The organism is Pseudomonas sp. B21-053, assembly GCF_026016365.1.
GTDB classification, from domain to species: domain Bacteria; phylum Pseudomonadota; class Gammaproteobacteria; order Pseudomonadales; family Pseudomonadaceae; genus Aquipseudomonas; species Aquipseudomonas nunensis.
This window is the reverse complement of sequence record NZ_CP087205.1, coordinates 3,967,714-3,990,620: the sequence shown is the minus strand read 5'-3', so window position 1 is coordinate 3,990,620 and position 22,907 is coordinate 3,967,714. Positions and strand designations below refer to the sequence as shown.

Annotated in this window: 22 protein-coding genes; 11 read left to right on the top strand and 11 right to left on the bottom strand. The window is 59.5% G+C overall.

Annotation, left to right across the window (positions count from 1 at the left end; all coding sequences use genetic code 11):
• Positions 1–111 precede the first annotated feature (111 nt).
• Positions 112–981: a TauD/TfdA dioxygenase family protein gene (locus tag LOY68_RS17790; RefSeq protein ID WP_265038809.1), complete on the top strand. Its 870-nt coding sequence runs from the start codon at positions 112–114 to the stop codon at positions 979–981.
• 118 nt (positions 982–1,099) lie between these two features.
• On the opposite strand, the gene LOY68_RS17785 is transcribed toward LOY68_RS17790, so the two are convergent.
• From LOY68_RS17785 to LOY68_RS17775, 3 genes are all read right to left on the bottom strand, one after another.
• Positions 1,100–2,344 (bottom strand): MFS transporter, encoded by a 1,245-nt coding sequence (locus LOY68_RS17785; RefSeq protein WP_265038808.1) that lies wholly within the window; start codon positions 2,342–2,344, stop codon positions 1,100–1,102.
• The gene (locus LOY68_RS17780; protein ID WP_265038807.1) at positions 2,344–2,859 is read right to left on the bottom strand and encodes a GNAT family N-acetyltransferase; all 516 of its coding nucleotides are present in this window, start codon (positions 2,857–2,859) and stop codon (positions 2,344–2,346) included. Before LOY68_RS17780 ends, LOY68_RS17785 begins: the two co-directional genes overlap by 1 nt.
• A 92-nt stretch (positions 2,860–2,951) precedes the next feature.
• Positions 2,952–3,890, bottom strand: coding sequence for a GlxA family transcriptional regulator (locus tag LOY68_RS17775; RefSeq protein ID WP_265038805.1), 939 nt, complete (start codon positions 3,888–3,890; stop codon positions 2,952–2,954).
• Positions 3,891–4,072: 182 nt separating this feature from the next.
• Between LOY68_RS17775 and LOY68_RS17770 the strand changes: the two genes are divergently transcribed.
• From LOY68_RS17770 to LOY68_RS17760, 3 genes are all read left to right on the top strand, one after another.
• The gene (locus tag LOY68_RS17770) at positions 4,073–4,669 is read left to right on the top strand and encodes a TetR/AcrR family transcriptional regulator (RefSeq protein ID WP_163914655.1); all 597 of its coding nucleotides are present in this window, start codon (positions 4,073–4,075) and stop codon (positions 4,667–4,669) included.
• A 26-nt stretch (positions 4,670–4,695) separates the two neighbouring features.
• Complete coding sequence (locus tag LOY68_RS17765; RefSeq protein WP_265038802.1) at positions 4,696–5,373, top strand: type 1 glutamine amidotransferase domain-containing protein; 678 nt, start codon at positions 4,696–4,698, stop codon at positions 5,371–5,373.
• Between the two features lie 109 nt (positions 5,374–5,482).
• The gene (locus LOY68_RS17760) at positions 5,483–6,937 is read left to right on the top strand and encodes an aldehyde dehydrogenase family protein (RefSeq protein ID WP_265038800.1); all 1,455 of its coding nucleotides are present in this window, start codon (positions 5,483–5,485) and stop codon (positions 6,935–6,937) included.
• A 158-nt stretch (positions 6,938–7,095) separates the two neighbouring features.
• Here the strand turns inward: LOY68_RS17760 and yghU are convergent, their stop codons facing one another.
• From yghU to LOY68_RS17735, 5 genes are all read right to left on the bottom strand, one after another.
• Complete coding sequence (gene yghU, locus LOY68_RS17755) at positions 7,096–7,935, bottom strand: glutathione-dependent disulfide-bond oxidoreductase (RefSeq protein WP_265038798.1); 840 nt, start codon at positions 7,933–7,935, stop codon at positions 7,096–7,098.
• A gap of 97 nt (positions 7,936–8,032) precedes the next feature.
• The gene (locus tag LOY68_RS17750) at positions 8,033–9,184 is read right to left on the bottom strand and encodes an epoxide hydrolase family protein (RefSeq protein WP_265038796.1); all 1,152 of its coding nucleotides are present in this window, start codon (positions 9,182–9,184) and stop codon (positions 8,033–8,035) included.
• A gap of 81 nt (positions 9,185–9,265) precedes the next feature.
• On the bottom strand, positions 9,266–10,537 hold the full coding sequence (locus LOY68_RS17745) for an NAD(P)/FAD-dependent oxidoreductase (protein ID WP_265038794.1): 1,272 nt from the start codon (positions 10,535–10,537) through the stop codon (positions 9,266–9,268).
• Positions 10,530–11,477 carry a dihydrodipicolinate synthase family protein gene (locus tag LOY68_RS17740; RefSeq protein ID WP_054050870.1) on the bottom strand — a complete coding sequence of 316 codons (948 nt, stop codon included), beginning with the start codon at positions 11,475–11,477 and terminating at the stop codon, positions 10,530–10,532. Before LOY68_RS17740 ends, LOY68_RS17745 begins: the two co-directional genes overlap by 8 nt.
• Before the next feature lie 45 nt (positions 11,478–11,522).
• Positions 11,523–12,449 (bottom strand): 4-hydroxyproline epimerase, encoded by a 927-nt coding sequence (locus tag LOY68_RS17735; RefSeq protein WP_265038792.1) that lies wholly within the window; start codon positions 12,447–12,449, stop codon positions 11,523–11,525.
• A gap of 171 nt (positions 12,450–12,620) precedes the next feature.
• On the opposite strand from LOY68_RS17735, the gene LOY68_RS17730 reads away from it, so the two are divergent.
• Positions 12,621–13,394: an AraC family transcriptional regulator gene (locus LOY68_RS17730; protein ID WP_265038790.1), complete on the top strand. Its 774-nt coding sequence runs from the start codon at positions 12,621–12,623 to the stop codon at positions 13,392–13,394.
• Positions 13,395–13,419: 25 nt separating this feature from the next.
• On the opposite strand, the gene LOY68_RS17725 is transcribed toward LOY68_RS17730, so the two are convergent.
• Together LOY68_RS17725 and LOY68_RS17720 are read right to left on the bottom strand one after the other, a co-directional pair.
• A complete protein-coding gene (locus tag LOY68_RS17725) occupies positions 13,420–14,127 on the bottom strand; it encodes an NUDIX hydrolase (protein ID WP_265038789.1) in 708 nt (235 codons plus the stop codon).
• Position 14,128: 1 nt separating this feature from the next.
• The gene (locus LOY68_RS17720) at positions 14,129–14,674 is read right to left on the bottom strand and encodes an adenylyltransferase/cytidyltransferase family protein (protein WP_265038787.1); all 546 of its coding nucleotides are present in this window, start codon (positions 14,672–14,674) and stop codon (positions 14,129–14,131) included.
• Between the two features lie 183 nt (positions 14,675–14,857).
• On the opposite strand from LOY68_RS17720, the gene LOY68_RS17715 reads away from it, so the two are divergent.
• The 6 genes from LOY68_RS17715 (at position 14,858) to LOY68_RS17690 (ending at position 20,888) form a co-directional block, all read left to right on the top strand.
• Complete coding sequence (locus LOY68_RS17715) at positions 14,858–15,505, top strand: nicotinamidase (protein WP_265038785.1); 648 nt, start codon at positions 14,858–14,860, stop codon at positions 15,503–15,505.
• A 10-nt stretch (positions 15,506–15,515) separates the two neighbouring features.
• The gene (gene pncB / locus LOY68_RS17710; RefSeq protein WP_265038783.1) at positions 15,516–16,745 is read left to right on the top strand and encodes a nicotinate phosphoribosyltransferase; all 1,230 of its coding nucleotides are present in this window, start codon (positions 15,516–15,518) and stop codon (positions 16,743–16,745) included.
• 1 nt (position 16,746) lies between these two features.
• Positions 16,747–17,604, top strand: coding sequence for an ammonia-dependent NAD(+) synthetase (gene nadE, locus LOY68_RS17705; protein ID WP_265038781.1), 858 nt, complete (start codon positions 16,747–16,749; stop codon positions 17,602–17,604).
• A gap of 92 nt (positions 17,605–17,696) precedes the next feature.
• On the top strand, positions 17,697–18,350 hold the full coding sequence (locus LOY68_RS17700; protein ID WP_054050904.1) for a peroxiredoxin: 654 nt from the start codon (positions 17,697–17,699) through the stop codon (positions 18,348–18,350).
• A gap of 357 nt (positions 18,351–18,707) precedes the next feature.
• Positions 18,708–20,078, top strand: a complete 1,371-nt coding sequence (locus tag LOY68_RS17695; protein ID WP_265038777.1) for an LLM class flavin-dependent oxidoreductase — start codon at positions 18,708–18,710, stop codon at positions 20,076–20,078.
• Positions 20,079–20,888, top strand: coding sequence for an NADPH-dependent oxidoreductase (locus tag LOY68_RS17690; protein ID WP_163914696.1), 810 nt, complete (start codon positions 20,079–20,081; stop codon positions 20,886–20,888). It abuts the gene before it with no gap.
• Positions 20,889–20,920: 32 nt separating this feature from the next.
• Here LOY68_RS17690 and LOY68_RS17685 read toward each other — a convergent pair whose 3' ends face one another.
• Positions 20,921–22,753 carry a DAHL domain-containing protein gene (locus LOY68_RS17685; RefSeq protein ID WP_265038775.1) on the bottom strand — a complete coding sequence of 611 codons (1,833 nt, stop codon included), beginning with the start codon at positions 22,751–22,753 and terminating at the stop codon, positions 20,921–20,923.
• Positions 22,754–22,907 lie beyond the last annotated feature (154 nt).

Genomic DNA, 22,907 nt, shown 5'->3' with positions numbered 1-22,907 from the left:
GCGAAAGCATTGTGTCAGGCAGCATAAATTTTGACTGTGCCGGCGTCTTCGCGAGCAGGCTCGCTCCCACAGGGTTTGGTATCGGCCATACAAATAATAAGGTGAGGGAACATGGATCAATTGGCATTGAAGGCTATCGAGCGCATCGCGGGACAATCCCGTGCGCCTTACAACAGCATCACAGTCGACCGTCTGACACCGATCATTGGTGCCGAAGTCGGCGGTGTCGACCTATCGCAACCGCTGAGCGAAGAACAACTCACAGAAGTCCGTCGGGCCTTCCTGGAAAACCACGTATTGGTCTTTCGCGACCAGCAACTGACCGTGGACCAGCACAAAGCCTTCGGCCGATTGTTCGGTGAACTGCGGGCCTTGCCGGTGGAGGACATCGATGGCGATGACCCGGAACTGGTGGTGATCCGCGCCAACGCGCAATCGCGGTTCGTCGCCGGGGAAACCTGGCACACCGACGGCACGGCGGACCTGGAACCGTCCATGGGCTCGATGCTGTACGTCAAGGAAACCCCTGCCATCGGCACCGGCGGCGATACGCTGTTTGCCAACATGCACCTGGCCGTGGAAATGCTGTCACCGACGATGCAGCAATTTCTGGGTGAATTGACCGCGATCCACGATGGCGAGATTCCGTGGAAGGGTTTCCAGCCACCGGCCAATCTGCCCAAGACCGAACATCCGGTGGTGGTCCGCCATCCTGAAACCGGGCGCAAGACGCTATTCGTCAACTCAGGGTTCACCTCGCACATCGTCCAGCTGTCCGGTGGCGAGAGCCAGATGCTGTTGAACATGCTGTTCGATCTGATCGCCCGGGAACCGATCCTCAGCTGCCGCGTACGCTGGGCGCCCAACACGCTGGTGTTCTGGGACAACCGCTGCACCCAGCATCACGCAGTCTGGGATTACTTCCCGCATTCGCGCTACGGCGAACGCGTGACGATCCTGGGCAAGCAACCCAAACCTTGAACTCACCACAGAACCCCTGTGGGAGCGGGCTTGCTCGCGAAAGCGCTGTGTCAGTCAATGATGATGTCGACTGACACACCGCTTTCGCGAGCAAGCCCGCTCCCACAAAGGGCGGACCTCAAACCGGGGAGGGAGCTGGCACCACCTCAGGCTGACTAACCCGCAACACCCGATACCCCAACAACCCAATCGGAATGCAAGCCAACGCCAGCCCCCAGAACAACACCGCACCCCCGAAGTGCGCAATCACCACTGCTCCCAACAACGGTGCCAACGCCGAACCAAACCCCGCCAACATCGAAATCCCGATAAAACTCCCACGCATCCCCGGCGGCGCCAGGCGATCAATCAGGGTGCCAAACAGCGGCATCACAATGATCTCGGCGAAGGTCGCGAACACCACCGCAAACAGCCAGCCAGCCCACCAGGCCCCGGTGTTCAACGCAATCAGGGCGTGCGCGACCATCAAGCAACCCAGCGCCATCAAGTAGGCAGTCTTGTCGGCCAGGGCGATCAGCCAACTCATCAAAAACAGATGCACCACCAGCACCACGGCGGCGTTGGTGAAGCTCATCATGGCGATGATGTGGTTGATGTCGTCGACGCTCAATTGCAGCAGGTAGAAGGTCAGCGGCTCATCGATTTGCGCGTAGACCAGCACCAGGAAAAAGTTGGCGACGATGATCGACAGGAACAACTTGCTGCCGAGGATCGCGTGGAAAATCTCCCGCAGCGGTGGCGAGGCGGTTTTGCTCAGGTGCGGGTTACGCAATCGCGCCCGAGCGGCATTGATAATCGTCAGGGTCAGCACCGCGTAGACGCACACGGCAATGCCAAACACGCCATCGCTCTGATGGTTGGCAAACCACAGGCCGATCAGCGGGCCGATGGCCGCCGCGCAATTGACCACGTAATAACGGATGTGGAACAGGAACGTGCGCTGGGCATCATCGACCGCCGTGTCACTCAACAGCATGCGCAGCAGCGGTTCTAGAATGCTCTGGGACAACGCCATGCCGATGATCGCCACGAAGTAACTGGTTTGTCCTGGCAACAGGCCCATCAACAGGTAACAACTGGCGCACAGCGCACAGCCGAACAGCATCAGGTTGCGCGAGTTGAAGCGATCGCCCAGCAAACCACTGAGTGGCGACAAGGCAATCGAGATCAGCGCACCGAGCGCCAGTTGCGCGCCAATCTCGGTGATCGGCGTACCGAAGCGTTTGTTCATCGCCACGGCAATGAATGGCCAGATCATGAACGAAGCGACACGGGCCAGCCCGATCCCCAGCAACAGCCAGCGGGTCGGAGGGGGCAGGGCGCGCAACGAGGCCAGGGTGCCGGAGTTCGGGCGCTGACTCATCAAGTGAGCCGAAGCTGATAGATCAGGTCGTCAAACCATTGATCGCCAATCTGATAGGCGTGGGGCACGCGGCGTTCGAACACGAAACCGCATTTCTCCAGCACCTTGCACGAGGCGATATTGCCGTCGGTGACGGTCGATTCCAGCGATTCGAGGCCGATGGCAGCGGCATAGTCGATGATCGCGCGCCGGGACTCGGTGCCGAACCCTTTACCCTGAAACTCCGGCAGCAGCAGCGTGCCGACCTCGGCGTGGCCCGGCGACAAAATGCGGAAACCGCTGACGCCGAGCTCCTGCTCGCTGGCCTTGTCGACCACCACCAGACACAACCAATGCTCGGACTGCGGGGTCCACGCCGGGAGCCGGTGATCGAAGCCTTTGCGAATCTGTTCTTCTGCAATTTCCCCGAACACGAATTGCATGGTCTGGGGTTCGGAATGCAGCCTGAGAAACAGCGGCCAGTCGGCCTCGACCATGGTCCGGAAATACAGCTGCTCGGTGTGTAACGCCAGCATCCAATGCTCCTTGCGCGATCGAAAAGGGACAGGCTTTTTTACGCGGCGCGACGGCAAAGATCAATGCAAAGGTGAAACAACCGCGATGTGCCTTACCCGGCGTTGAACAGCGCAGTTTGCATCGCCTGTGGCGCTTGTCCGAAGGCCCGCAAAAACGCCTGGCGCATGCGTTCGCGATCACCGAATCCGGTCGTCCTGGCGATGACTTCAATGGGATGGCGACCGGTCTCCATCATGATTCGCGCCGCTTCCACCCGCAGGCTCTCAATCGCCTTGGCGGGCGTTTTCCCGGTTTCTTCCCTGAACAAGCGACTGAACTGGCGAGGGCTGAGCCGCGCCACGGCAGCGAGCGCTTCGACCGACAGATCATCCGTCAGATTCTCCCGTGCGTAGGCCATCGCCAACTGCACGCGGTCAGACTTGGGGTCCAGTTCCAGCAGCGCCGACAGTTGGGAATGTTCGCTGCCACGGCGCTGATAGATCACCAGTTTGCGCGAGATCCGCCGGGCCAGGTCGCTGCCCAGATCGTTCTCGACCATGGCCAGCGTCAAGTCCAGCGCGGCGCTCATCCCGGCGCCGGTCCACACCTGGCCGTCGACCACGAACAGCTTGTTTTCTTCAAGGCGAATGTCCGGGTAGCGCTTCTGGAAGGCCGGCGCGTGAAGCCAGTGGGTGGTGGCGCGTTTGCCGGCCAGCAAACCGGCTTCAGCGAGCACAAAGATGCCGGTGCACAGCGAGACCACCCGTCGCGATTGCGCGGAGGCGGCCCTGACGAATTCAAGCAGGCTGGTGTCCGGCAACTGGAACTCAAGGTAGCCGCTGACAATCAGGGTGTCGTAACCCTCTGCGCGGATCGGCGTGCTGTTCACCGAAAAGCCCTGGGAGGACATGACGGCGCCGCCGGTTTCCGACACGAGATGAAATTCGTAGGCCGGTTCATCGTGCAGCAGGTTTGCACACTCGAATACCGAGCCTACGGACAGGCTCAGCGGTTGAAAATTTGGATAAATCACCAATGCAACGCTGTGCATTCCATCTCTCCAGGGGGCGACAAGTCGGTGATTGTCGGGGTTGGTCCGGCAAACGGCAACTGACATCGTGACAGCCATGTCCGGAATCCTTGCGGATTTGACATTGTGCAACTTTTGCCCGGCTCCTAACATTCAACTCAACGAGCTAGACGACTAGTCTACTCAGACAGTTGGATAAGCAGATGAACGTCAGCAAAAGTGTAAGGCAACATATTCTCGATACTGCGCAACTGATTGTGAGTCATAAAGGTTTTACTGCAGTAGGCTTGAATGAAGTACTTCAGGCCGCCGATGTTCCAAAAGGCTCGTTTTATCATTACTTCAGTTCCAAAGATGCATTCGGTGTTGCGTTGCTGGATAACTATTTTGAAAGTTATTTGAACGACGTGCGGCAGATTTTTCAGGAACCGAAGGCGTCGCAACGCCAGAAGTTAATGCGGTATTGGCAGTGCTGGATCGACAACCAGACGCAGCAAACAGAGGCCGGCAAGTGCCTGGCCGTCAAACTCGGGGCCGAGGTGGCGGATCTTTCCGAGCCCATGCGGCTGGCCCTGGACCGCGGCACGTCGCAAATCATCAGCGTGCTGGCCGCCGCGCTGGATCGCGGCATTGAAGATGGCTCGTTGACGATGGATGAAGCTCCCGAGCGCATGGCGCTGCGCTTGTACGCGTTGTGGCTGGGGGCGAGTGTCATGGCAAAGATAACCCTTACAACCGTTGTATTCGATGAAGCGATGCTGATGACGCGAACGTTGTTGGGATGCGCTGAAAAAAACTGATAACCACACTCTCCGAGGAAACACACATGAAAGTATTAATGGTATTGACCTCCCACGACCAACTGGGCAACACCGGCAAGAAAACCGGTTTCTGGCTCGAAGAATTCGCCGCGCCGTACTACGCCTTTACTGACGCGGGTGCTGAAGTGGTGCTGGCGTCGCCAGCTGGCGGGCAGCCACCGCTGGACCCGAAAAGTGATGAGCCCGACTTCCAGACCGAATACACCGCGCGCTTCAAGGCCGACCCGGCGGCGCAGCAGGCCCTTGCGTCTACTGTGAAACTGGATTCGGTTTCGCAGGCGGATTTCGACACGGTCTTTTACCCAGGTGGTCACGGCCCGCTGTGGGATCTGGCGGAATCGAGCACATCCATTGCGTTGATCGAAGCCTTTGAGCGCGCCGGCAAACCCATCGGTTTCGTATGCCACGCCCCGGGCGCCCTGCGTCACGTCAAGGCTGCCAGCGGTGAGCCGTTGATCAAGAACCGCCGCGTCACCGGTTTCACCAACTCGGAAGAGGCCGGCGTCGGTCTGACCGAAGTGGTGCCGTTTCTCATCGAAGATGAATTCAAGGCACTCGGCGCCCAGTATGAAAAGGGCAGTGACTGGGCATCATTTATTGTCGAAGACGGTCTGCTGGTCACCGGGCAGAATCCGGCAAGTTCCGAGGCAGTTGCAAAAGCACTGCTCAAGTTGCTGGCGTGATCTAACCCGCTAACACTCACGTTTCGAAAGTTTAAAAGTCACGTGCTGACGATTCGTTGGCACGTCGGCCAACTGTTGCCTGAAAAGTTAATATTTTGGAGTCGATATCATGAATAACCTGTCGCGCAGCATTGCGCCGGCCAATCTGTTTGAAGGTCCTTATTATCTGAGCATTGCCGGCGAACTAGTCGAGACGAAAGATTCATTCGCAGTAATAAACCCGGCAACAGGTGAAGTATTGGCTAACGCGCCTGCCGCAACTTCCGAACAACTTGACCAGGCCGTATCGGCGGCCAAGTCTGCGTTCAAGCGCTGGTCGCTGCTCAGTTATGACGAACGCCAGGGCTACCTGAATGCCTATGCCGACGCACTGGAAGTCCATCGCGATGAGCTGGCCCGTTTGCTGACGTTGGAGCAGGGTAAGCCGCTCAAAAGCGGAGCCGAGCCGGAGGTCGACCAGTCGATTTCCTGGATTCGCCAGATTGCCGCCCGACGCATTCCAGTCGAAATCCTTGAAGACACCGACAGCCACATTGTCGAACTGCACCATACGCCGCTGGGCGTGGTTGGCGCGATCACGCCGTGGAATTTCCCGGTGCTTCTGGCGCTGTGGAAAGTCGCCCCGGCGTTGCTTACCGGCAACACCATGGTGATCAAGCCTTCGCCGTTCACGCCGCTGACCACGCTGCGCTTCGGGCAAATTGCGCAATCGGTATTCCCGCCGGGCGTGTTGTCGATTGTCTCCGGCGGCAATGAACTCGGGCCGCACATGACGGCTCACCCGGACATCGCCAAGATCAGCTTCACCGGCTCGACGGAAACCGGCAAGCACGTGATCCGCTCGGCTGCCGGCACCGTCAAGCGCCTGACCCTGGAAATGGGTGGTAACGACGCCGCCATCGTCCTGCCCGATGCCGACTGGAAAGCCGCCATTCCCCAGTTGTTCTGGGGGGCGATTGGTAACTCGGGCCAATGGTGCGTGGGCATCAAGCGCCTGTACATTCATCGGTCGTTCCACGAGGAATTCGTCGCGGCATTCGTCGAGTACGCCCGCCAGCAGAAGCTCGGCGACGGCCTCGATCCGGACGTGACGATTGGCCCGATGCAAAACAAGATGCAGTTCGACAAGGTCCGCACCTTCCTCGACGACATCAAGGCCAACGGGCAGAAAATCGTGCTGGGCGGTGAGGTGGACGAGGGGCGGCCGGGTTACTTCATTCCCGTCACCGTGGTGGACAACCCGCCGGAGAACTCGAAAATCGTTCAAGAGGAACAGTTCGGTCCGATCGTGCCGATCATCGTGTATGACGAAGTGGACGATGTGATCGAACGCGCCAACGACAGCCCGTTCGGCTTGGGCGGCTCGGTGTGGGGACGCGATACCCGGTTGGCCGTGGCGGTGGCGAATCGTCTGGAGACCGGCATGGTGTGGGTCAACGAGATGCACACCCAAGGCGTGGACATTCCGTTCGGCGGCCACAAACAATCCGGTGTGGGCACCGAAGGCGGGCATGAAGGTCGGCTGCTGTTCACCAACCCGAAAACGCTGTTGATCAAGAAGTAAGTCGGCGGTAATGCCCGACGATGTAAACGAAAAATCCCGGAGACATTCACGTGTCCGGGATTTTTTCAGGTTCTCGGCCAAAAATAGATGACATTGCTTGAACTCATGGCGCCAGCGGCCGAATCGATTGAACCCGATCCCGCCGTCGAACTGATCGGCTAAGCCAAATCATCAGCCGCGTGCCGCTCAGGCACCTGGCTCGCCTCATCGCCCCACGTGCGGTTGACTCGCTGGCCACGGATCACCGCCGGCCGATTGGCGATGTCTTCCGCCCAGCGCTGAACGTGGCTGTATTCGTGGGCCGACAGAAACTCCGCCGCCGAGTACACGTTGTCCCGCACCAATTGGCCGTACCAGGGCCAGACCGCAATATCGGCGATGGTGTAGCTGTCACCGGCCAGATAAGGGCTTTCGGCCAGACGACGATCAAGTACATCCAACTGACGCTTGGCCTCCATGGTGAAGCGGTTGATCGGGTACTCAAGCTTCTCCGGCGCGTACGCGTAGAAATGCCCGAAACCGCCGCCCAGGTAAGGCGCTGCGCCCATCTGCCAGAACAGCCAGTTCAAGGTTTCGGTGCGTCCCGCCAGATCGGTGGGCAGGAAGGCGCCGAACTTTTCCGCGAGGTACAGCAGGATCGAACCGGACTCGAAGACACGAATCGCCGGCTCCACGCTGCGGTCCAGCAAGGCCGGGATTTTCGAGTTGGGATTGATCTCGACAAAGCCGCTGGAGAACTGGTCGCCCTCATTGATGCGGATCAGCCAGGCGTCGTATTCGGCCTCGCTATGCCCGAGCGCCAGCAGTTCCTCGAGCAGGATGGTGACCTTCACGCCATTGGGCGTGGCCAGCGAATAAAGCTGCAACGGATGCTTGCCGACGGGGAGTACTTTTTCGTGGGTAGGCCCGGCGGTCGGGCGGTTGATGCTGGCGAATTGTCCGCCGGACGGGGCGTTGTTTTTCCAGACCTGGGGAGGTACGTAAGACGCTTTGCTCATGAGACGAACCTTATGGGTTGCTGACTGTGATCACGAGAACCGTGGATGGACAGTTCTCGTAGCGAACAGGCTTTTTTACGCGGCACGCCTGCAAAGATCAACGCAGCGGTCGAAAGAACGCGCGGATATCCTCGGCCAGCAACTGCGGTTGTTCCATCGCAGCGAAGTGCCCGCCCTTGGGCATGGCGGTCCAGCGCTGCAGGTTGAAACAGCGCTCGACCCAACTGCGCGGCGGCATCGGCAGTTCGGCGGGGAACAGCGCCACGCCGGTGGGCGGCTGCACCCGTTCCCCGGCGGCAAACGCCAGTGGCCGGGCCCGACCTTCGACATACGGCCGCAGCGACGAACCGATGCTGCCGGTGAACCAGTAAACGCTGATGTTGGTCAGCAGCGCGTCGAGGGCCACGGCGCGTTGCAGATCGCCGGAGCCATCGGTCCACGCCTGGAATTTCTCGACGATCCATGCCGCCAATCCGGCCGGCGAATCGTTGAGGCCGATCGCCAGGGACTGCGGCTTGGTGCCTTGGACTTTGGCGTAGGCGCCCTCGGCGTCGGCAAAGGCTGCGCCACGATCGAGAAAGGCTTGTTCTTCTGAGGAGATCGGTGGCTGGTCCGGGCCCAATGGCGGGCGATAGGAACCGGGCACGTAGTTCAGATGAATCCCGGTGATCTGCTCGGGGAACCGCCGTCCCAGCCAGGTCGAGACGCCAGCACCCAGATCGCCGCCCTGAGCGCCAAATCGCTCATAGCCTAACCCGGCCATCAGCGCCGCCCACAATTCGGCCACTTCATACGGGCCAACACCTTTATGTTTCGGCGCAGGCGAGAACGCAAAACCCGGCAGGGACGGCACCACCACATGGAACGCATCCGCCGCGTCGCCGCCATGGCTGGCGGGGTCTGCGAGCAAGGGGATCAGGCGCTGCATCTCCACAAACGAACCCGGCCAGCCGTGGGTCAGGATCAACGGCAGCGGCGCGGGTCCGGTGCCGGGCTGATGAACGAAATGCACCGTTTGTTCGCCGATTTTGGCGAGGTATTGCGGCAATTGATTGAGCTGTGCTTCCTGGGCACGCCAGTCAAAACCCTCGGCCCAGTGCGCGAGCAACGACTGCAAAAAAACCAGGTCCGTGCCCTCGCTCCAACCCTGGCCGTCGATGGGTTCCAGCCAACGAGTGCGCCGCAGACGCTGGTGCAAATCGGCAATGTCAGCGTCGGGGATGGAAATCTTGAACGGCTGGAGCTGCATGGCGTGCGCTTTCCTGGCGGGGGATTAAGGTTCTGTAACTTACGCCAATTTGCGCGTTGTGATCACGCAGGGTTTATTTCCTCAAAAACGATCCAGCCTGTAAGGCCCGATGGCCGGCAACTCATGGGATGTGCTGGTAGCGCTGGGCGCAGCGATTTGTGCGATCAGTTCAGCCGTCACCGCTGCCTGAGTCAGCCCCAAATGCTGGTGACCAAAGGCGAGCAACACCTTGCCATCGCACACCCGGTCGATGATCGGCAGAGAGTCCGGCAAGGACGGGCGAAAGCCCATCCATGGCGTGGCGGCTTCCGCGCTCAGGTCGCGGCTGAACAAGCCTTGGCTCAGGCGATGCAATTGCCAGGCGCGTTGCATGCTCGGCGGGCTGTCGAGACCAGCGAACTCGACGGTGCCGGCCAATCTCAAGCCATCGGTCATCGGCGTCATGATGAACTTGCGTTCCAGCGAGGTGACGGCGAACGGCAGTCGATCATGTTCATGGGGCAACATCAGGTGATAACCGCGCTCGGTGTCCAGCGGGACTTTCTTGCCGGTCAGCGCTGCGGTGAGTTTTGCCGAGTGGGCACCGCAAGCTATCAGCACCCGGCGGGCGGTGAGGCTACCGTGGTTGGTGTTCAGCGAGACACCGTGCTCGTTCAGGTGTGCGTTCTGGACCTGTTGTTTGAGGAATTGCACGCCGCTGGTTTTGGCGGCGTGCACCAGTTCGCCAACCACGCGAAAGGGGTCGAGAAAATGCCCGGTGCTCGGGAAGAACAAGCCGCCCTGTATCCGCTCGCTGAGTTGCGGGGCCATGGCGCTTACGGTTTTGGCCTGCCAGTAATCGACGGGCACTTCCTGCTGGCGCATGCGTGCTTGCAGTGCTTCGATTGCCTGACGCGAGTCGGCGTGCTCGAAGACCAGCAATGAGCCGTCCTCCCTCATCAAATCCGGACGGGCGATGTCCTCCAGCAACCGACGCCAGGCGCCAAGGCTGCTTTCATTGAGCGCGCGGATGCCGGCCACGGTGCGCTGGAAGGGCGCCGGGCGCAGGTTTAGTAGCAGCCGCGTAAACCAGGGCAGGGCGCGAGGCAGGTATTTCCAGTCCAGGCGCAGCGGGCCCATTGGGTCCATCAGCATCGCGGGCAGGCGCTTGAGGATCGACAGGTCGGCGATGGGAAACACCTGCTCGGTGGCCAGGTGCCCGGCATTGCCGAACGAGGCGCCATGACCGGGTTCCTGTTGATCGATGACCACCACCCGCAGCCCCTGGCGTGCCAGGCGCAAGGCGCAAGCGACGCCGATGATGCCGGCGCCGATGACCGCAATGTCGGGACACTCAGCGGCGCGATCAGACATCGTTCTGCTCGGTCGACCAGTGTTCGTACCACTGGCGGAACAGCGCGTATTGGTTCTCGGCATAACGACGCTGGGCAGCGCTGAGCACATCGGTATCGTTGAAGTGCAGGGTGTATTCCTTGTCGCCGTTGAGCACCATCAAGTGCTTGTAATAGAGCACCAGGTCGCAGCCTTCATCGAACGACGACAACACCGACAATGCCGATTCCAGCTCCCGGGCCAGGCGACGAGCCTTGGCATCACCGTTGGCGGCTTGCTTGCTCAGGGCCACGAGTTGCAGCACCTCGCGCGGCAGGGCGTTGCCGATGCCGGTGATGGCGCCGGTGGCGTTGCAGTTGACGAAACCATGCACCACTTGCGTATCGACACCGACCATCAAGGTGACGTTATCGTCCTGGGAGGTGATGTTTTCAGCGGCGTAGCGCAGGTCTGCGGCACCGCCGAACTCCTTGAAGCCGATCAGGTTCGGGTGTTCGCGGCGCAGTTCGAAGAACAGCTCGGCGCGGGTGGCGAAGCCGTAATAAGGGCTGTTGTAGATCACCGCCGGTAGCTTCGGAGCGGCATTCAGGATCGCGGCGAAGTGGGCTTTTTGCGCGGTGGCCGAGGCGCCACGAGACAGCACGCGCGGGATCACCATCAAACCGTGGGCGCCGACTTTGGCGGCGTGGGCCGCATGGGAAATCGCTTCGCGACTGTTCACGGCGCCGGTGCCGACGATGGTCGGAACACCCGCCGCCACCAGGCGTGCCACGCCTTCCTGGCGCTCGGCTTCGGTCAGCAGCGGCCAGTCGCCCATGGAGCCGCAGTACACGACTGCACTCATGCCGATATCGATCAGTTCCCGAGCCTTGGCCACCAACTTGTCAAAGTCGGGTTTGCGCTCGGCGGTGCACGGGGTCATCAGGGCAGGGATGCAGCCAGTGAAAATGTTACCGCTCATGGTGATCACTCCAGAATTATTGAGAGGGAAGTGCCGCGTGGTCGCTCAAATGCCCCACGCGAAAGGATCCTGTTCGTCGATCAGCAGCGTGCTGTCGGCGGTCATGAACGCCTGGCCGGTAATGAACGGGCGGACACGCTCGCCTTCCCATTCGTAACTGCCGATGAACTGGCTGTCGGTGATGCTGGCCTGGACCCAAGGCTCACCGGCGGCGAGTTTTCCATCCGCCGCCAGGCACGCGAGTTTGGCGCTGGTGCCGGTGCCGCACGGCGAGCGGTCGTAGGCTTTGCCGGGACACATGACAAAGTTGCGGCTGTCGGCCTGATCGTCGTCGGCGAACAACTCGACATGGTCGATGACTGCACCGTCTTCGCCATGGATGCCTTGGGCTTCCAGGGCCTTGAGCATCGCCCAGGTGTATTCGGTCAGGGCTTCGACGTTGTCGAGTTGCAGCACTTTTGCGTGATCGGACACCAGGAAGAACCAGTTGCCGCCCCAGGCGATATCGCCGTACACACGGCCATGCCCCGGAACGTCGACCGGCACCTGTTGGCGGTGGCGATAGGCGGGCACATTGCGCAGGGTCACTTTGCCGTCGTCGTGCAACGTGGCGCTGACCGGGCCGACGGGCGTGTCGATCTTGTGCACGCCGGGCTTGATATACCCCAGGTAATGCAACGAGTTGACCAGGCCGATGGTGCCGTGACCGCACATGCCGAGGTAGCCGGCATTGTTGAAGAAGATCACGCCGCAAGTGGCGTCCGGCGACACCGGTTCGCAATACAGCGCGCCAACCAATACATCGTTGCCGCGCGGCTCCAACAGACAGGCACGCCGCCAGTGGTCATGCTCGTCGCGCAGGGCATCGCGTTTCTCGACCATGGTCTGGCCGGGCAATTGCGGAAAGCCACTTATCACAAGGCGCGTCGGCTCGCCGCCAGTGTGAGAGTCAATGACATGAACCAGTTTCATAAACCTTTCCTTGAGAAGTGCGCAGGCAATGGCCATAGCCTGGACTTGGCGCCACGCGGGCGATTGATCTTTTCAGTGGGTGCGGATGACGAAATCAGCACAATGCAGCAGTGCTCGACACTGCTCCCGCGACGGGGCAATCTCGGCTCGGGTATTGAGAGGGTGAAACTGATGACGCAGAACGCGTTGGCGCTGCTGTGCCAGGGGAGCGAGGGGAATCGCCCCGAAACCATCGAAGCATTATTGGCCGGCGTGGCACCGCTGTTGCCGATGCTGGACGTGATTCCGAACGCGACGATTTTTATCAAGGACGTCCAGGCGCGCTACGTCATGGCCAACCGGGCGCTGGTTCAGCGCTGTAACTTGAAACAGCTGCATTCCCTGCTCGGAAAAACCAGCGCCGAGGTTTTTCCAGCACAGTTTGGGCCGGGTTATACCGAGCAGGATCGACGGGTGCTGGAGCAAGGACTGGTGCTGGAAGATCAGCTGGAGCTGCACTTGTACGGCAGCCGCGAGCCCGGTTGGTGCCTGACGCACAAGCGACCGCTGTTCAACCACCACGGTGAAATCATCGGCCTGGCGGGCATCTCGGTGGATTTGCAATCGGCCAGCGACACGCACCCGGCGTACCAGCGCCTGGCAGCCGTGGATGACTACATCCGCACGCATTTCAATCGACGTGTCACCTTGGCCGAACTGACGCGGATTGCCGGCATTTCCGTTGCGCAACTCGAAAGGTATTGCAAGCGGGTGTTCCACCTGACGCCACGGCAGATGATTCAAAAGGTTCGTCTGGAACATGCGCATCGTTTGCTGCACACCGACATTCCCATCACCGAAGTCGCGTTGCAGTGCGGCTACACCGACCACAGCGCGTTCACCCGCCAGTTCAAGGCCCTGACCGGGTTTACGCCGCGTCAGTATCGGCAGGCCACCGGAGATTAACGTTAGATACGCCTGTTGACGAAACTCACTCCAGAAAGCTTCGATCAAACAGGTACAGGCTGGCAGGCTTGAGATTTTCCACGGTGGCTTGTGGCCGGCCACCGTCACCGCTCTTTTTGCGCCCGGTTTCCTTTAAGTAGCCAGCCTCGGCCATTTTCAACAAACGCTGACGAATGCTGGTCTTGAGTACGGGGCGCTCGAGCACCAGCGAGAAGATGTTCACCGCTTCCGGCGCGCTGAACTCACTGCCGAGGAACATCAGCGGCAGGCTGCTGTAGAGGGATTTCGACAGCAGTCGTTCCTGCACGGCGGCCACCAGGCTGTTGTGGTCGAACGGCAGTTTTGTCGAGGCGTCCGCCACATCCTTGAGCGCAAAAAACTTCTGATGCTCTGCGAGCTGTACGTCTTCGCTGACGATGGCGAGATAGAACGTGGATGACGACCAGCAGCGCGGATCGCGGAACGCATCGCCAACGGTGCCGACCTGTTCGATCCAGGCCAGCGGCATGCCGACCTTGTTCGACTGGCGCAGACGCTCAACGGCATCGCCCAGTGTCAGGTCTTCGACACCGCCATTGACCACAATCCCGGGCAGCGCCCAATGGCCGGCGAACGGCTCGGCTTCGCGCCGGTTCAAGAGAATTTCAAGCGCCTGGGTTGCCCGGCAGTAGCGCAAGACGCAGAGGTCGATGGTGTGCAGGTAGGCACTGGCGTGGGCGATGCGGTCTGGCATGTCAATTTCCGTGAGCAGCGTAGAGGTCGTAGTTTACCGGGTTCATGCCCGGCGCCAGCCATTGACTGGGCAGCGACTCGCCCAAAGCCAGGCGTTCGCGTATTTGCGTGCTGTGGACCTGGATTTTTTCTTCCACGCAGAGGATGGAAAAACGCTCCAGCAATTGCGCGCCGCGATAGAACGTGGGTAACAGCCGTGCCACGTCCTGACCCACCACCAGCGCAATCTTTTTGCCGTCCAGAGCGAGGCTATCGGCGAGGTGGGCGAGCAGGGTGTAGCTGTAAATCGGCCCTGCGACGCTGCGCGCCACGTCCTGTTCGACTCGGCTTGCACACAGTTCGGCGTGGCACAGCGGCTGCACATGCTCAACGATCGATTCCAGCCATTCCAGGCGAAGCGCGTAATCGGCCATGCGTTTGCCGTAGGGGTGCCTGAAGCTAGGGGCAACCCATACGCGCCGGGCCTGGGTTGATGCCTCGATCATCGCCTGGACATGACCGGCATGCGGCGGATTGAAGGCGCCGCCATAAAGGGCAATCTCAAACATGGCTGATCTTCCTATTTGGTACATGACGTGTACCTTACCATCAAAATTTCTTCAGGCGAAACACTGCGTCATTCTTTCTTTCCATGCGCATAAAGATTGTTGAACGAAATTATTTTCAGAAAGCGGCTTGTCTTGTAAGTACATGACGTGTACCTTTCGATCCATGCAAAGGAGAGACACGACATGAACAGCCTGACCATGAAAACCGCTTCCTTCGATGTTGATGCACAAAAGAGCTTTACGCCGTTGTGCCCTGATGAACTTCCTGTCACCGGAGGGGACCAGATTGGCGGTGAGCTGAACTTCATGGCGTCCCTCGGTAGCCTGCGTGTCGGCAGCAAGGATGCGCATTCGCCGCACGCCCCTTGGGTGGTTGTGCAGCACTCGCAAATGCTTCAGCCAACCGGTCTTGAGCACGCCGACGTGACGTGGGTCAGCCATTGCGTCCCCGGCACTGAAGGCTTTGGTTTGCTGGACGAGTTGCCGAGCCCTTACGACTACGACTACTTCGTGTGGAAGGGCGTCGAGCTGGACCTTCACCCCTACGGCGCCTGTTACCACGACCTGCACGGCAAGTTGTCTACCGGTGTCATCGAATACTTGAGAAGCCGGGATGTGCAGCAGGTCATTGTCGGTGGCCTGGCCCTGGATTTCTGCGTCAAGACCACCGCGCTGCAACTCGCGGCCGCCGGCTTCAAAGTGATCGTGCATCTCCCGGCCTGTCGGGCCATCAGCGAGGAGGGCGCCACCCAGGCCATTCAAGACATGCAACAGGCGGGCATCGCGGTTGCCGCGACTCGCGAAGCCACCGCCCAATGGGCAAGCGCATAAGGACATCAACATGGACAGTGCATTCGATTCAGGCAATGGCGTGATCCAGAGTCTTCTGGACACCGATTACTACACCTTCACCATGATGCAGGCGGTCCTGCACCAACACCCGAATGTCGAAGTGGAATACCAGTTCATCGTGCGCTCCAAAGAGCGGCTCGGGCACTTGATCCCGCAGATTCGCGAAGAGCTGGAGAAGCTCGCCGGCCTGCAACTGCGCGAAGGTGAACAGCGGTTTCTGTTCAACAAGCGTTTCCGCGAGTACCTCACACCGGACTTCGAGCAGTTTCTGGGGCTGTTCCGCTTCAATCTGCGCTACATCCATGTCTCGGAAGTCGATGGTCAACTGAACATCCGCGTTCGCGGCCCGATGCTGCATTGCATCATGTTCGAGCAGCCGGTACTGGCGATGGTCAGCGAGTTGCGCAACCGCGAGAAGTACCCCGAAGTCGAACTGGCCGACGTCACTCGCCAGCTGTACCAGAAGTTCGAATGGCTGGAGAAACACGCCAGTCGTGAAGAACTCGCCGAGTTGCGTGTCTCGGACTTCTCGACCCGCCGGCGCCTGTCGTTCCGGGCCCAGCGTGAAGTGGTGAACGTGATGCGCAGTGATTTCCCCGGTGTGTTTGTCGGCACCAGCAATGCTCACCTGGCGTATGAATTCGACTTGCCACTGATCGGCACCATGGCCCACCAATGGTTGATGGTGCACCAGCAACTCGGGCGGTTGCGCGAGAGCCAGAACGCCGCCCTGGAAAACTGGGTGCACGAGTACCGTGGCCGGCTCGGTATCGCACTGACCGATTGCATCAGCACCGATTTCTTTCTCAAGGATTTCGACCTGTACTTCGCCAAGCTCTACGACGGTCTGCGCCAGGACTCCGGCGACCCGATTGTCTGGGCCGACAAGGTACTGGCGCGTTACAAGGAACTGGGCATCGACCCGCGTACCAAGGACTTGATGTTCTCCGACGGCCTCAACTTCGAAAAATGCCTGCCGATCCTGCGTCACGTTCGCGGCAAGGCAAAATTCGGGTTCGGCATGGGTACCAGCCTGGCGTGCGATGTCGAGGGTGTCGAACCGTTGAGCATCGTGATGAAACTGGTACGGGTTCACGGTGAGCCGGTGGTGAAGTTCTCCGACGACCCGATCAAAAACGTCTGCGAAGACGCCTCGTTCCTGCGCTACGCGGCCCAGGTGTTCAACGTCACGATGATCAATCCACAACTGGGAGCCTGATATGACTACGCAACGGCAAGACACCATCGCCCGGGAATTGGGCATCAACCGTCAACTTGCATTGGGTGGCGAGGCCGCGGAAATCATCCGGCGTGTCGACTTTATCAAACAGGTGTTGCGCGACTCCGGATGCAAGGCGCTGGTGCTCGGGATCAGCGGCGGCGTCGATTCGCTCACGGCTGGGCGCCTGTGCCAGTTGGCCGTGGAGCAACTGCGAGACGACGACTATGACGTGCGCTTTATCGCTGTACGCCTGCCTTACAAGACTCAGGCCGATGAGCGCGACGCCCAGGCTTCCCTGGATTTCATCCGGCCGGACTTGATCACCACCAGCAATATCGCCGCGTGCGTTGACGGACTGATGGCCAGTATCGCCATCGACGGCTTGCAGCCCAGCGCCGAACTCGTCGATTTTGCCAAAGGCAACGTCAAGGCCCGGGCCCGGATGCTGGCGCAATACGCGATTGCCAACTTCAGCAACGGGCTGGTGGTCGGCACCGATCACGGCGCGGAAGCCTTGATGGGGTTCTTTACCAAATTCGGCGACGGAGCCTGCGACCTGGCGCCGCTGTCGGGCCTGACCAAGACCCAGGTGCGGCTGCTGGCCGATGGACTGGGCGCGCCGGCTTACCTGGTGCGTAAGGCGCCGACGGCGGACCTAGAAGATCTGGCGCCGGGCAAACTGGATGAAGCCGCGTACGGCTGCACTTACGAGGAGATCGACGCCTACCTGATGGGCGAAACGGTATCGCCGCAGGCACGGCAGATCATTGAGGGCGCCTACCTGAAAACCGCGCATAAGCGCGCACTGCCTCGCGCCCCTGTTACCGACAATCCAACGGTAACCGGCATGTCTTGAACCGTCTCCTATACTGTCTCGCGTCGACAGGTTCAACGCAGTTCCTGAACGCCGTTGAACTTCCCTCTGAACTCACAGTAAGGAGAACGAACATGGCAATCCGCATAGGCGACGAAGCACCGGACTTTACCGTTGAAAGCACCGAAGGCACGCTGCATTTCCACGAGTGGATCGGCGACAAGTGGGCGATTCTGTTCTCGCACCCCAAGGACTTCACCCCGGTGTGCACCACTGAACTCGGTTACATGGCCGGCCTCAAGCCTGAGTTCGACAAGCGCAATACCAAGGTGGTCGGGCTCAGCGTCGACCCGGTTAGCAATCATGCGAGCTGGGCCAAGGACATTGAAGAAACCCAGGGGCATGCGGTCAATTACCCCATGATCGGCGATGAAAACCTGGTGGTGGCCAAGCTCTATGACATGATCCATCCGAACGCCAGCGGCGGTAACCGGACCGCAGTGGACAACGCCACCGTGCGCTCGGTGTTCATCATCGGCCCGGACAAAAAGGTCAAGGCGATGCTGATCTACCCGATGAGCGCCGGGCGTAATTTCGATGAAGTACTGCGCCTGCTCGATGCCCTGCAATTGAACGCCAAGCACACCGTCGCCACGCCGGTGAACTGGCGTCCGGGCGAAGACGTGATCATCCCGACGTCGGTCTCCGATGAAGACGCGCGCAAGAAATACCCGGACGGCTTCAGGACGGTGAAACCGTATCTGCGCACGGTGGCGCAACCGAAGTAATACGCCCCAGGCTTGAAAAATGGATCTGTGAAAACAGGTCCATTTTTTTTGCCTGATCAAGGCGTGCTGGTGTCGAGCACACTTTGCGAGGCGATATACATCCCATGTGGGAGCGGGCTTGCTCGCGAAGGCGGTGTGCCAGTCAATACTGATAGCGACTAACACTCCGCCTTCGCGAGCAAGCCCGCTCCCACAGTTTTCGTGTATTTATATGCAATAGTTAAATATAGAGAATAATTATGATCATTGTTTTTCATAATTAGGATAGATCAACAAAGCATTTCACAAGCGTATTCCCAGCGCCTAAGGTCGTCCTTCAACGGCCAGCAGAGCTGCCATCTCCCGGGGAATATCCACATGTCCACTTCACCACGACAACTCAAATTTGGCGCCATTCTCACCGGCGTCGGTACTGCCCAGAACGAATGGCTGCACCCCGAAATACCCGGTGATGCAAGCATCGATATCGACTGGTATCGCCAGCAGGCGCAACAAGCCGAGGCGGCGAAATTTGACTTGATCTTCATTGTCGACAGCCCGTACATCACGCAGGATTCGGCGCCGCATTATCTGAATCGCCTGGAACCGCTGACATTGCTGTCCGCCGTCGCGGGGGCGACGTCGAAGATCGGGCTGGTTGCCACGCTGACGACGTCCTATACCGAACCGTTCAACGTGGCCCGGCAATTTGCCTCGCTGGACCTGATCAGCGGCGGTCGGGCCGGCTGGAACGTGGTGACCACCGGGCTTGAAGGCGCCGCCGGGAATTTCGGGCGCGAGCAGCACATCGACCATACCGAGCGCTATCGCCGGGCCGGTGAGCATCTGCAAGTGGTGCAAGGGTTGTGGGATTCCTATGAAGACGACGCGTTTGTGCGCGACAAGCAGAGCGGGGTGTTTCTCGACCCTCAACGCCAGCACCGTCTCGATCATCAGGGCGAGTTCTTTTCCGTGACCGGGCCATTGAACATCGCCCGTTCGCCCCAGGGCCAACCGGTGATTTTCCAGGCCGGGATTTCCGAGTCCGGGCGCAACCTGGCGGCGAACTTTGCCGAGGGCATCTTCGCCGGCGTGGACAATTTCGAGGACGCCCGCGCTTACTATCAGGACATCAAACAGCGCACCGCTGCGGCCGGTCGCAACCCCGATCACGTCACGATTCTGCCGGGCATCGCGCCGATCATTGCCGACACCGACGAGCAGGCCCAAGCCATCGATCGCGAACGCCACGGTGAACTGGATCTGAACAAGGCACTGGTGCAACTGGGGCGGCCGTTCAACTATCACGACTTCTCTCAATACCCGCTCGACGAACCCTTTCCGGAGTTGGGTGAGCTGGGCAGCAACGGTTATCGCGGTCATGCCGAACACATCAAACAGGTGGCTCGTGAGCAGGGGCTGACCCTGCGTCAGGCGGCCTTGCGCTTTGCCGCTCCGTTTTCGAATTTTGTCGGCTCGCCAAAAACCGTGGCCGACGAGATCGAGCGCTGGTTTGTCGAAGGGGCGGTCGACGGGTTCAACATTCGCGTCGGTGCGCCAGGGGAGTTTGCCCGATTCACCAACGAAGTCCTGCCGTTGCTACGCGAACGCGGCCTGTTCCGCAGCGAGTACAGCCACAGCACGTTGCGTGGGCATCTGGGCTTGCCGGTGCCGGTCAATCGCCACAGTGCCGCGCGTGCGGCACAAGCTGTTACCGTCACTGAATCTTTACAAGCAGTGGGTGCATAAATGTCTTCATCTTTGAACAGCCGCTACCGACACGGCGAGTGGCCGCAAGGCGCGCCGTGGAATGACGTCATCGAGTCACTGTTGCAGCACAGCAGTGTGCGCAGCTACCTGGACAAACCATTGCCGGAAGGCACGTTGCACACGTTGGTCGCGGCCGCGCAATCGGCGGCCACGTCGTCCAACCTGCAAGCCTGGAGCCTGCTGGCGATCGAGGACCCGGCCCGCAAGGCGCGCCTGGCCGAACTGGCCGGCAACCAGGCGCATATCCGTCAGGCACCGCTGTTTCTGGTGTGGCTGGCGGACCTGTCGCGCATTGACCGCCAGGCTCAACGGCAGGACGTCGAACTGGGCGCGCCGGCCTATCTCGATAGCCTGCTGGTCAGCAGCATCGATGCGGCGCTGGCGGCGCAAAATGCCGTGGTGGCATTGGAATCCCTAGGGTTGGGCAGTGTGTACATCGGCGCGCTGCGCAATAACCTCGCGGCCGTCATCGACGAATTGCAGCTACCACCGCTGGTGTTCCCGGTGTTTGGCCTGTGCGTCGGTTACGCCGATCCGACACGCCCGAGCGCGGTCAAACCGCGTCTGCCGCAAAAGGTCGTGCTGCATCGCGAGACTTACGGACAGCCTGTCGAGCAGCAGTTGGTCGACGACTATGACCAGCATATTGCTGCGTTCTATCGGGAGCAGGGACTCAGCACGCCGAGCTGGTCGCAGCAGGCCGTCGAACGCCTGCGCAGCATCCACACGTTGAACGGGCGTGAACACATCAGTGCCGTGCTCAAGGGGCAGCGCTTCGAGCAGAAATGAGGCGATGCTGGTCCTGACGCCGAGGCTGCCGACTAGTGTATCCCGTCGGTTGTCACCGGCGGTTCACTGACGGGGCTTTCCGCCAGTTCAAGAGGAATCTCCAGGGTGAACACCGCGCCCAGTTCAGGGCCATCGCTGTAGACGTTAAGGTGCCCGTTCATTTCCACGGCGGCGAGTGCGCAGCTGTGCAGGCCAAAACCATGGCCTTCTTTGCGCGTGGTGAAGCCGTGATTGAAGATGCGCGACAGGTTCTCGGCAAGAATGCCTTCACCCTGGTCCTTGACGCTGAAGCGCAGCGTTTTACGGTCGATGACGCAGACACTCAGGGTCATTTCCCGTTGCTGCTCGGTGACCTTGGACATCGCATATTTGGCGTTGCTGATCAGGTTGATCAGGATCAACAGCAAGCGGTGCTTGTCGCCAATGATGGTCGGCACTTCGTGGTAGTCCTTGACCACCGTGACATGGTGCCGGCTCAAGGCGCCGGAGTTCATCCGCAACGCATCTTCAAACAGATTGATCACATTCAAGGGTTCAACCACTCGGGCCGCGCCGGCGTAGGCCTGCTGGGTGGAAACGATGTCCTTGATGTGGTCGATACTCTTGGTCAGTTGCGACAATTCATCGACGATGCCGGACTGCTCGACCGCGATCGAATCCACCAGTTGATTGAAGTACAAGGGCAACAACTTGCCTTTCTCGTCGTGGGTGATGAATTGCCCAAGGTCTTCGGCATGCGCATTCATCATGTTTACCGCTTTGCCCAGACCCAGGGTTTTACTGGTCGACAAGCGATGGGCGATCACATCGGCGGAGACGTTAACGCTGTTCAACACATTGCCGACGTTGTGCAACACATTGGTGGCGATTTCCGCCATGCCGGCCATTCGCGCGGCATCCACCAGTTCGCGTTCGGCCTCGATCAATTCCCGTGTGCGTTCTTCGACGCGTTGTTCAAGGCGCTCGTTGGCGGTTTGCAGCTCCTCGTTGATGTTGTTGATCACCGTGTAACTGCGAATCAAACGTCCGGCCAGGTACACCAACAGGATCGCCATGAGGCTGGCGCAGATGGCCAGGTAAATATGGTATTGGCGATCCTGTGCTTCCGTTCGTCGTTGGGTTTCGTTCAACAGCTCATTGATGCTGTCGAGTTGCTGCGCGACGGGAATCACATTAATCCGGTCGAGCAGGTCGTTAACAATGGGTTGTTCCCGAACGATAGTACTTACATGACTGACATAGGCGTCGAAGGGGGCTCGGCGCTCGGGAGGGAGTTGGCTCATGTACTGGTTGATAACGCTCAGTTGGGTATCGATGGCCTGAGCGTTGTCGTTGGAGGCATATAACGCGTATTCGAGGGTGGTCAGCGTCAGATTCAGAATATTCCAGGAGTTGGACAGGTATTCCAGCTGTTGTTTATCGGTGATTTCTTTCAATAAGTCCTGAATCGAGTCTTCTACCTCGGGCAGGGCATCCAGGGCGGTGCGCAGTGCGGTGTTGTGTTGCTTGAACTGATCAACCAATAGCGTTTTGTTATGTACGGCATCCAAATAACCCTGACGGCGATCATTCCATAAGGTGGCCAGCGGGCCGGAATTGTTCAATTTGTCCAATTGGTCCCAGCGGTTACCTGATTCGGCCGGCGCTCCCAACTGCAAACTGCTGTTGATACCGATTTTAGCCCTGAGGATTTTCACCGCCCAGTTGGCGTCCAGCTGTTTGAGTTGACGAACAAAGTCCCGGGATTCGAAATAAGTGGAAGTTTCATAGGAATACGATTTGATCAGCAGGAAGATCAGCGCCGCAAAAATAATCAGCGTTATGGCCGTCAAGCCAGTCCATGTGTAACGGCTGCTGATTTGCATAATGTTTTTCAACTCCCTGAAAACGGTGATACCCACATCATGCAAATGCCAATGTTGTGCAGATTCTAGTCGTACGTGGGGAAACTGCTTGCATCAACAGCGAAAAGCCCCGGAACCTGAGAAAGGCGCCGGGGCTTTTCATTTCATCTTGAAG

Coding starts and splice junctions, on each gene's coding strand:
- LOY68_RS17720 (WP_265038787.1), bottom strand. CDS start 14,674: ATGTTTGAGATTGCCCTTTATGGCGGCGCCTTCAATCCGCCGCATGCC.
- LOY68_RS17730 (WP_265038790.1), top strand. CDS start 12,621: ATGACGCAGAACGCGTTGGCGCTGCTGTGCCAGGGGAGCGAGGGGAAT.
- LOY68_RS17690 (WP_163914696.1), top strand. CDS start 20,079: ATGTCTTCATCTTTGAACAGCCGCTACCGACACGGCGAGTGGCCGCAA.
- LOY68_RS17775 (WP_265038805.1), bottom strand. CDS start 3,890: ATGCACAGCGTTGCATTGGTGATTTATCCAAATTTTCAACCGCTGAGC.
- LOY68_RS17785 (WP_265038808.1), bottom strand. CDS start 2,344: ATGAGTCAGCGCCCGAACTCCGGCACCCTGGCCTCGTTGCGCGCCCTG.
- LOY68_RS17740 (WP_054050870.1), bottom strand. CDS start 11,477: ATGAGCGGTAACATTTTCACTGGCTGCATCCCTGCCCTGATGACCCCG.
- yghU (WP_265038798.1), bottom strand. CDS start 7,935: ATGAGCAAAGCGTCTTACGTACCTCCCCAGGTCTGGAAAAACAACGCC.
- LOY68_RS17750 (WP_265038796.1), bottom strand. CDS start 9,184: ATGCAGCTCCAGCCGTTCAAGATTTCCATCCCCGACGCTGACATTGCC.
- LOY68_RS17715 (WP_265038785.1), top strand. CDS start 14,858: ATGAACAGCCTGACCATGAAAACCGCTTCCTTCGATGTTGATGCACAA.
- LOY68_RS17735 (WP_265038792.1), bottom strand. CDS start 12,449: ATGAAACTGGTTCATGTCATTGACTCTCACACTGGCGGCGAGCCGACG.
- LOY68_RS17770 (WP_163914655.1), top strand. CDS start 4,073: ATGAACGTCAGCAAAAGTGTAAGGCAACATATTCTCGATACTGCGCAA.
- LOY68_RS17765 (WP_265038802.1), top strand. CDS start 4,696: ATGAAAGTATTAATGGTATTGACCTCCCACGACCAACTGGGCAACACC.
- pncB (WP_265038783.1), top strand. CDS start 15,516: ATGGACAGTGCATTCGATTCAGGCAATGGCGTGATCCAGAGTCTTCTG.
- LOY68_RS17790 (WP_265038809.1), top strand. CDS start 112: ATGGATCAATTGGCATTGAAGGCTATCGAGCGCATCGCGGGACAATCC.
- LOY68_RS17685 (WP_265038775.1), bottom strand. CDS start 22,753: ATGCAAATCAGCAGCCGTTACACATGGACTGGCTTGACGGCCATAACG.
- LOY68_RS17700 (WP_054050904.1), top strand. CDS start 17,697: ATGGCAATCCGCATAGGCGACGAAGCACCGGACTTTACCGTTGAAAGC.
- LOY68_RS17725 (WP_265038789.1), bottom strand. CDS start 14,127: ATGCCAGACCGCATCGCCCACGCCAGTGCCTACCTGCACACCATCGAC.
- LOY68_RS17780 (WP_265038807.1), bottom strand. CDS start 2,859: ATGCTGGCGTTACACACCGAGCAGCTGTATTTCCGGACCATGGTCGAG.
- nadE (WP_265038781.1), top strand. CDS start 16,747: ATGACTACGCAACGGCAAGACACCATCGCCCGGGAATTGGGCATCAAC.
- LOY68_RS17745 (WP_265038794.1), bottom strand. CDS start 10,537: ATGTCTGATCGCGCCGCTGAGTGTCCCGACATTGCGGTCATCGGCGCC.
- LOY68_RS17695 (WP_265038777.1), top strand. CDS start 18,708: ATGTCCACTTCACCACGACAACTCAAATTTGGCGCCATTCTCACCGGC.
- LOY68_RS17760 (WP_265038800.1), top strand. CDS start 5,483: ATGAATAACCTGTCGCGCAGCATTGCGCCGGCCAATCTGTTTGAAGGT.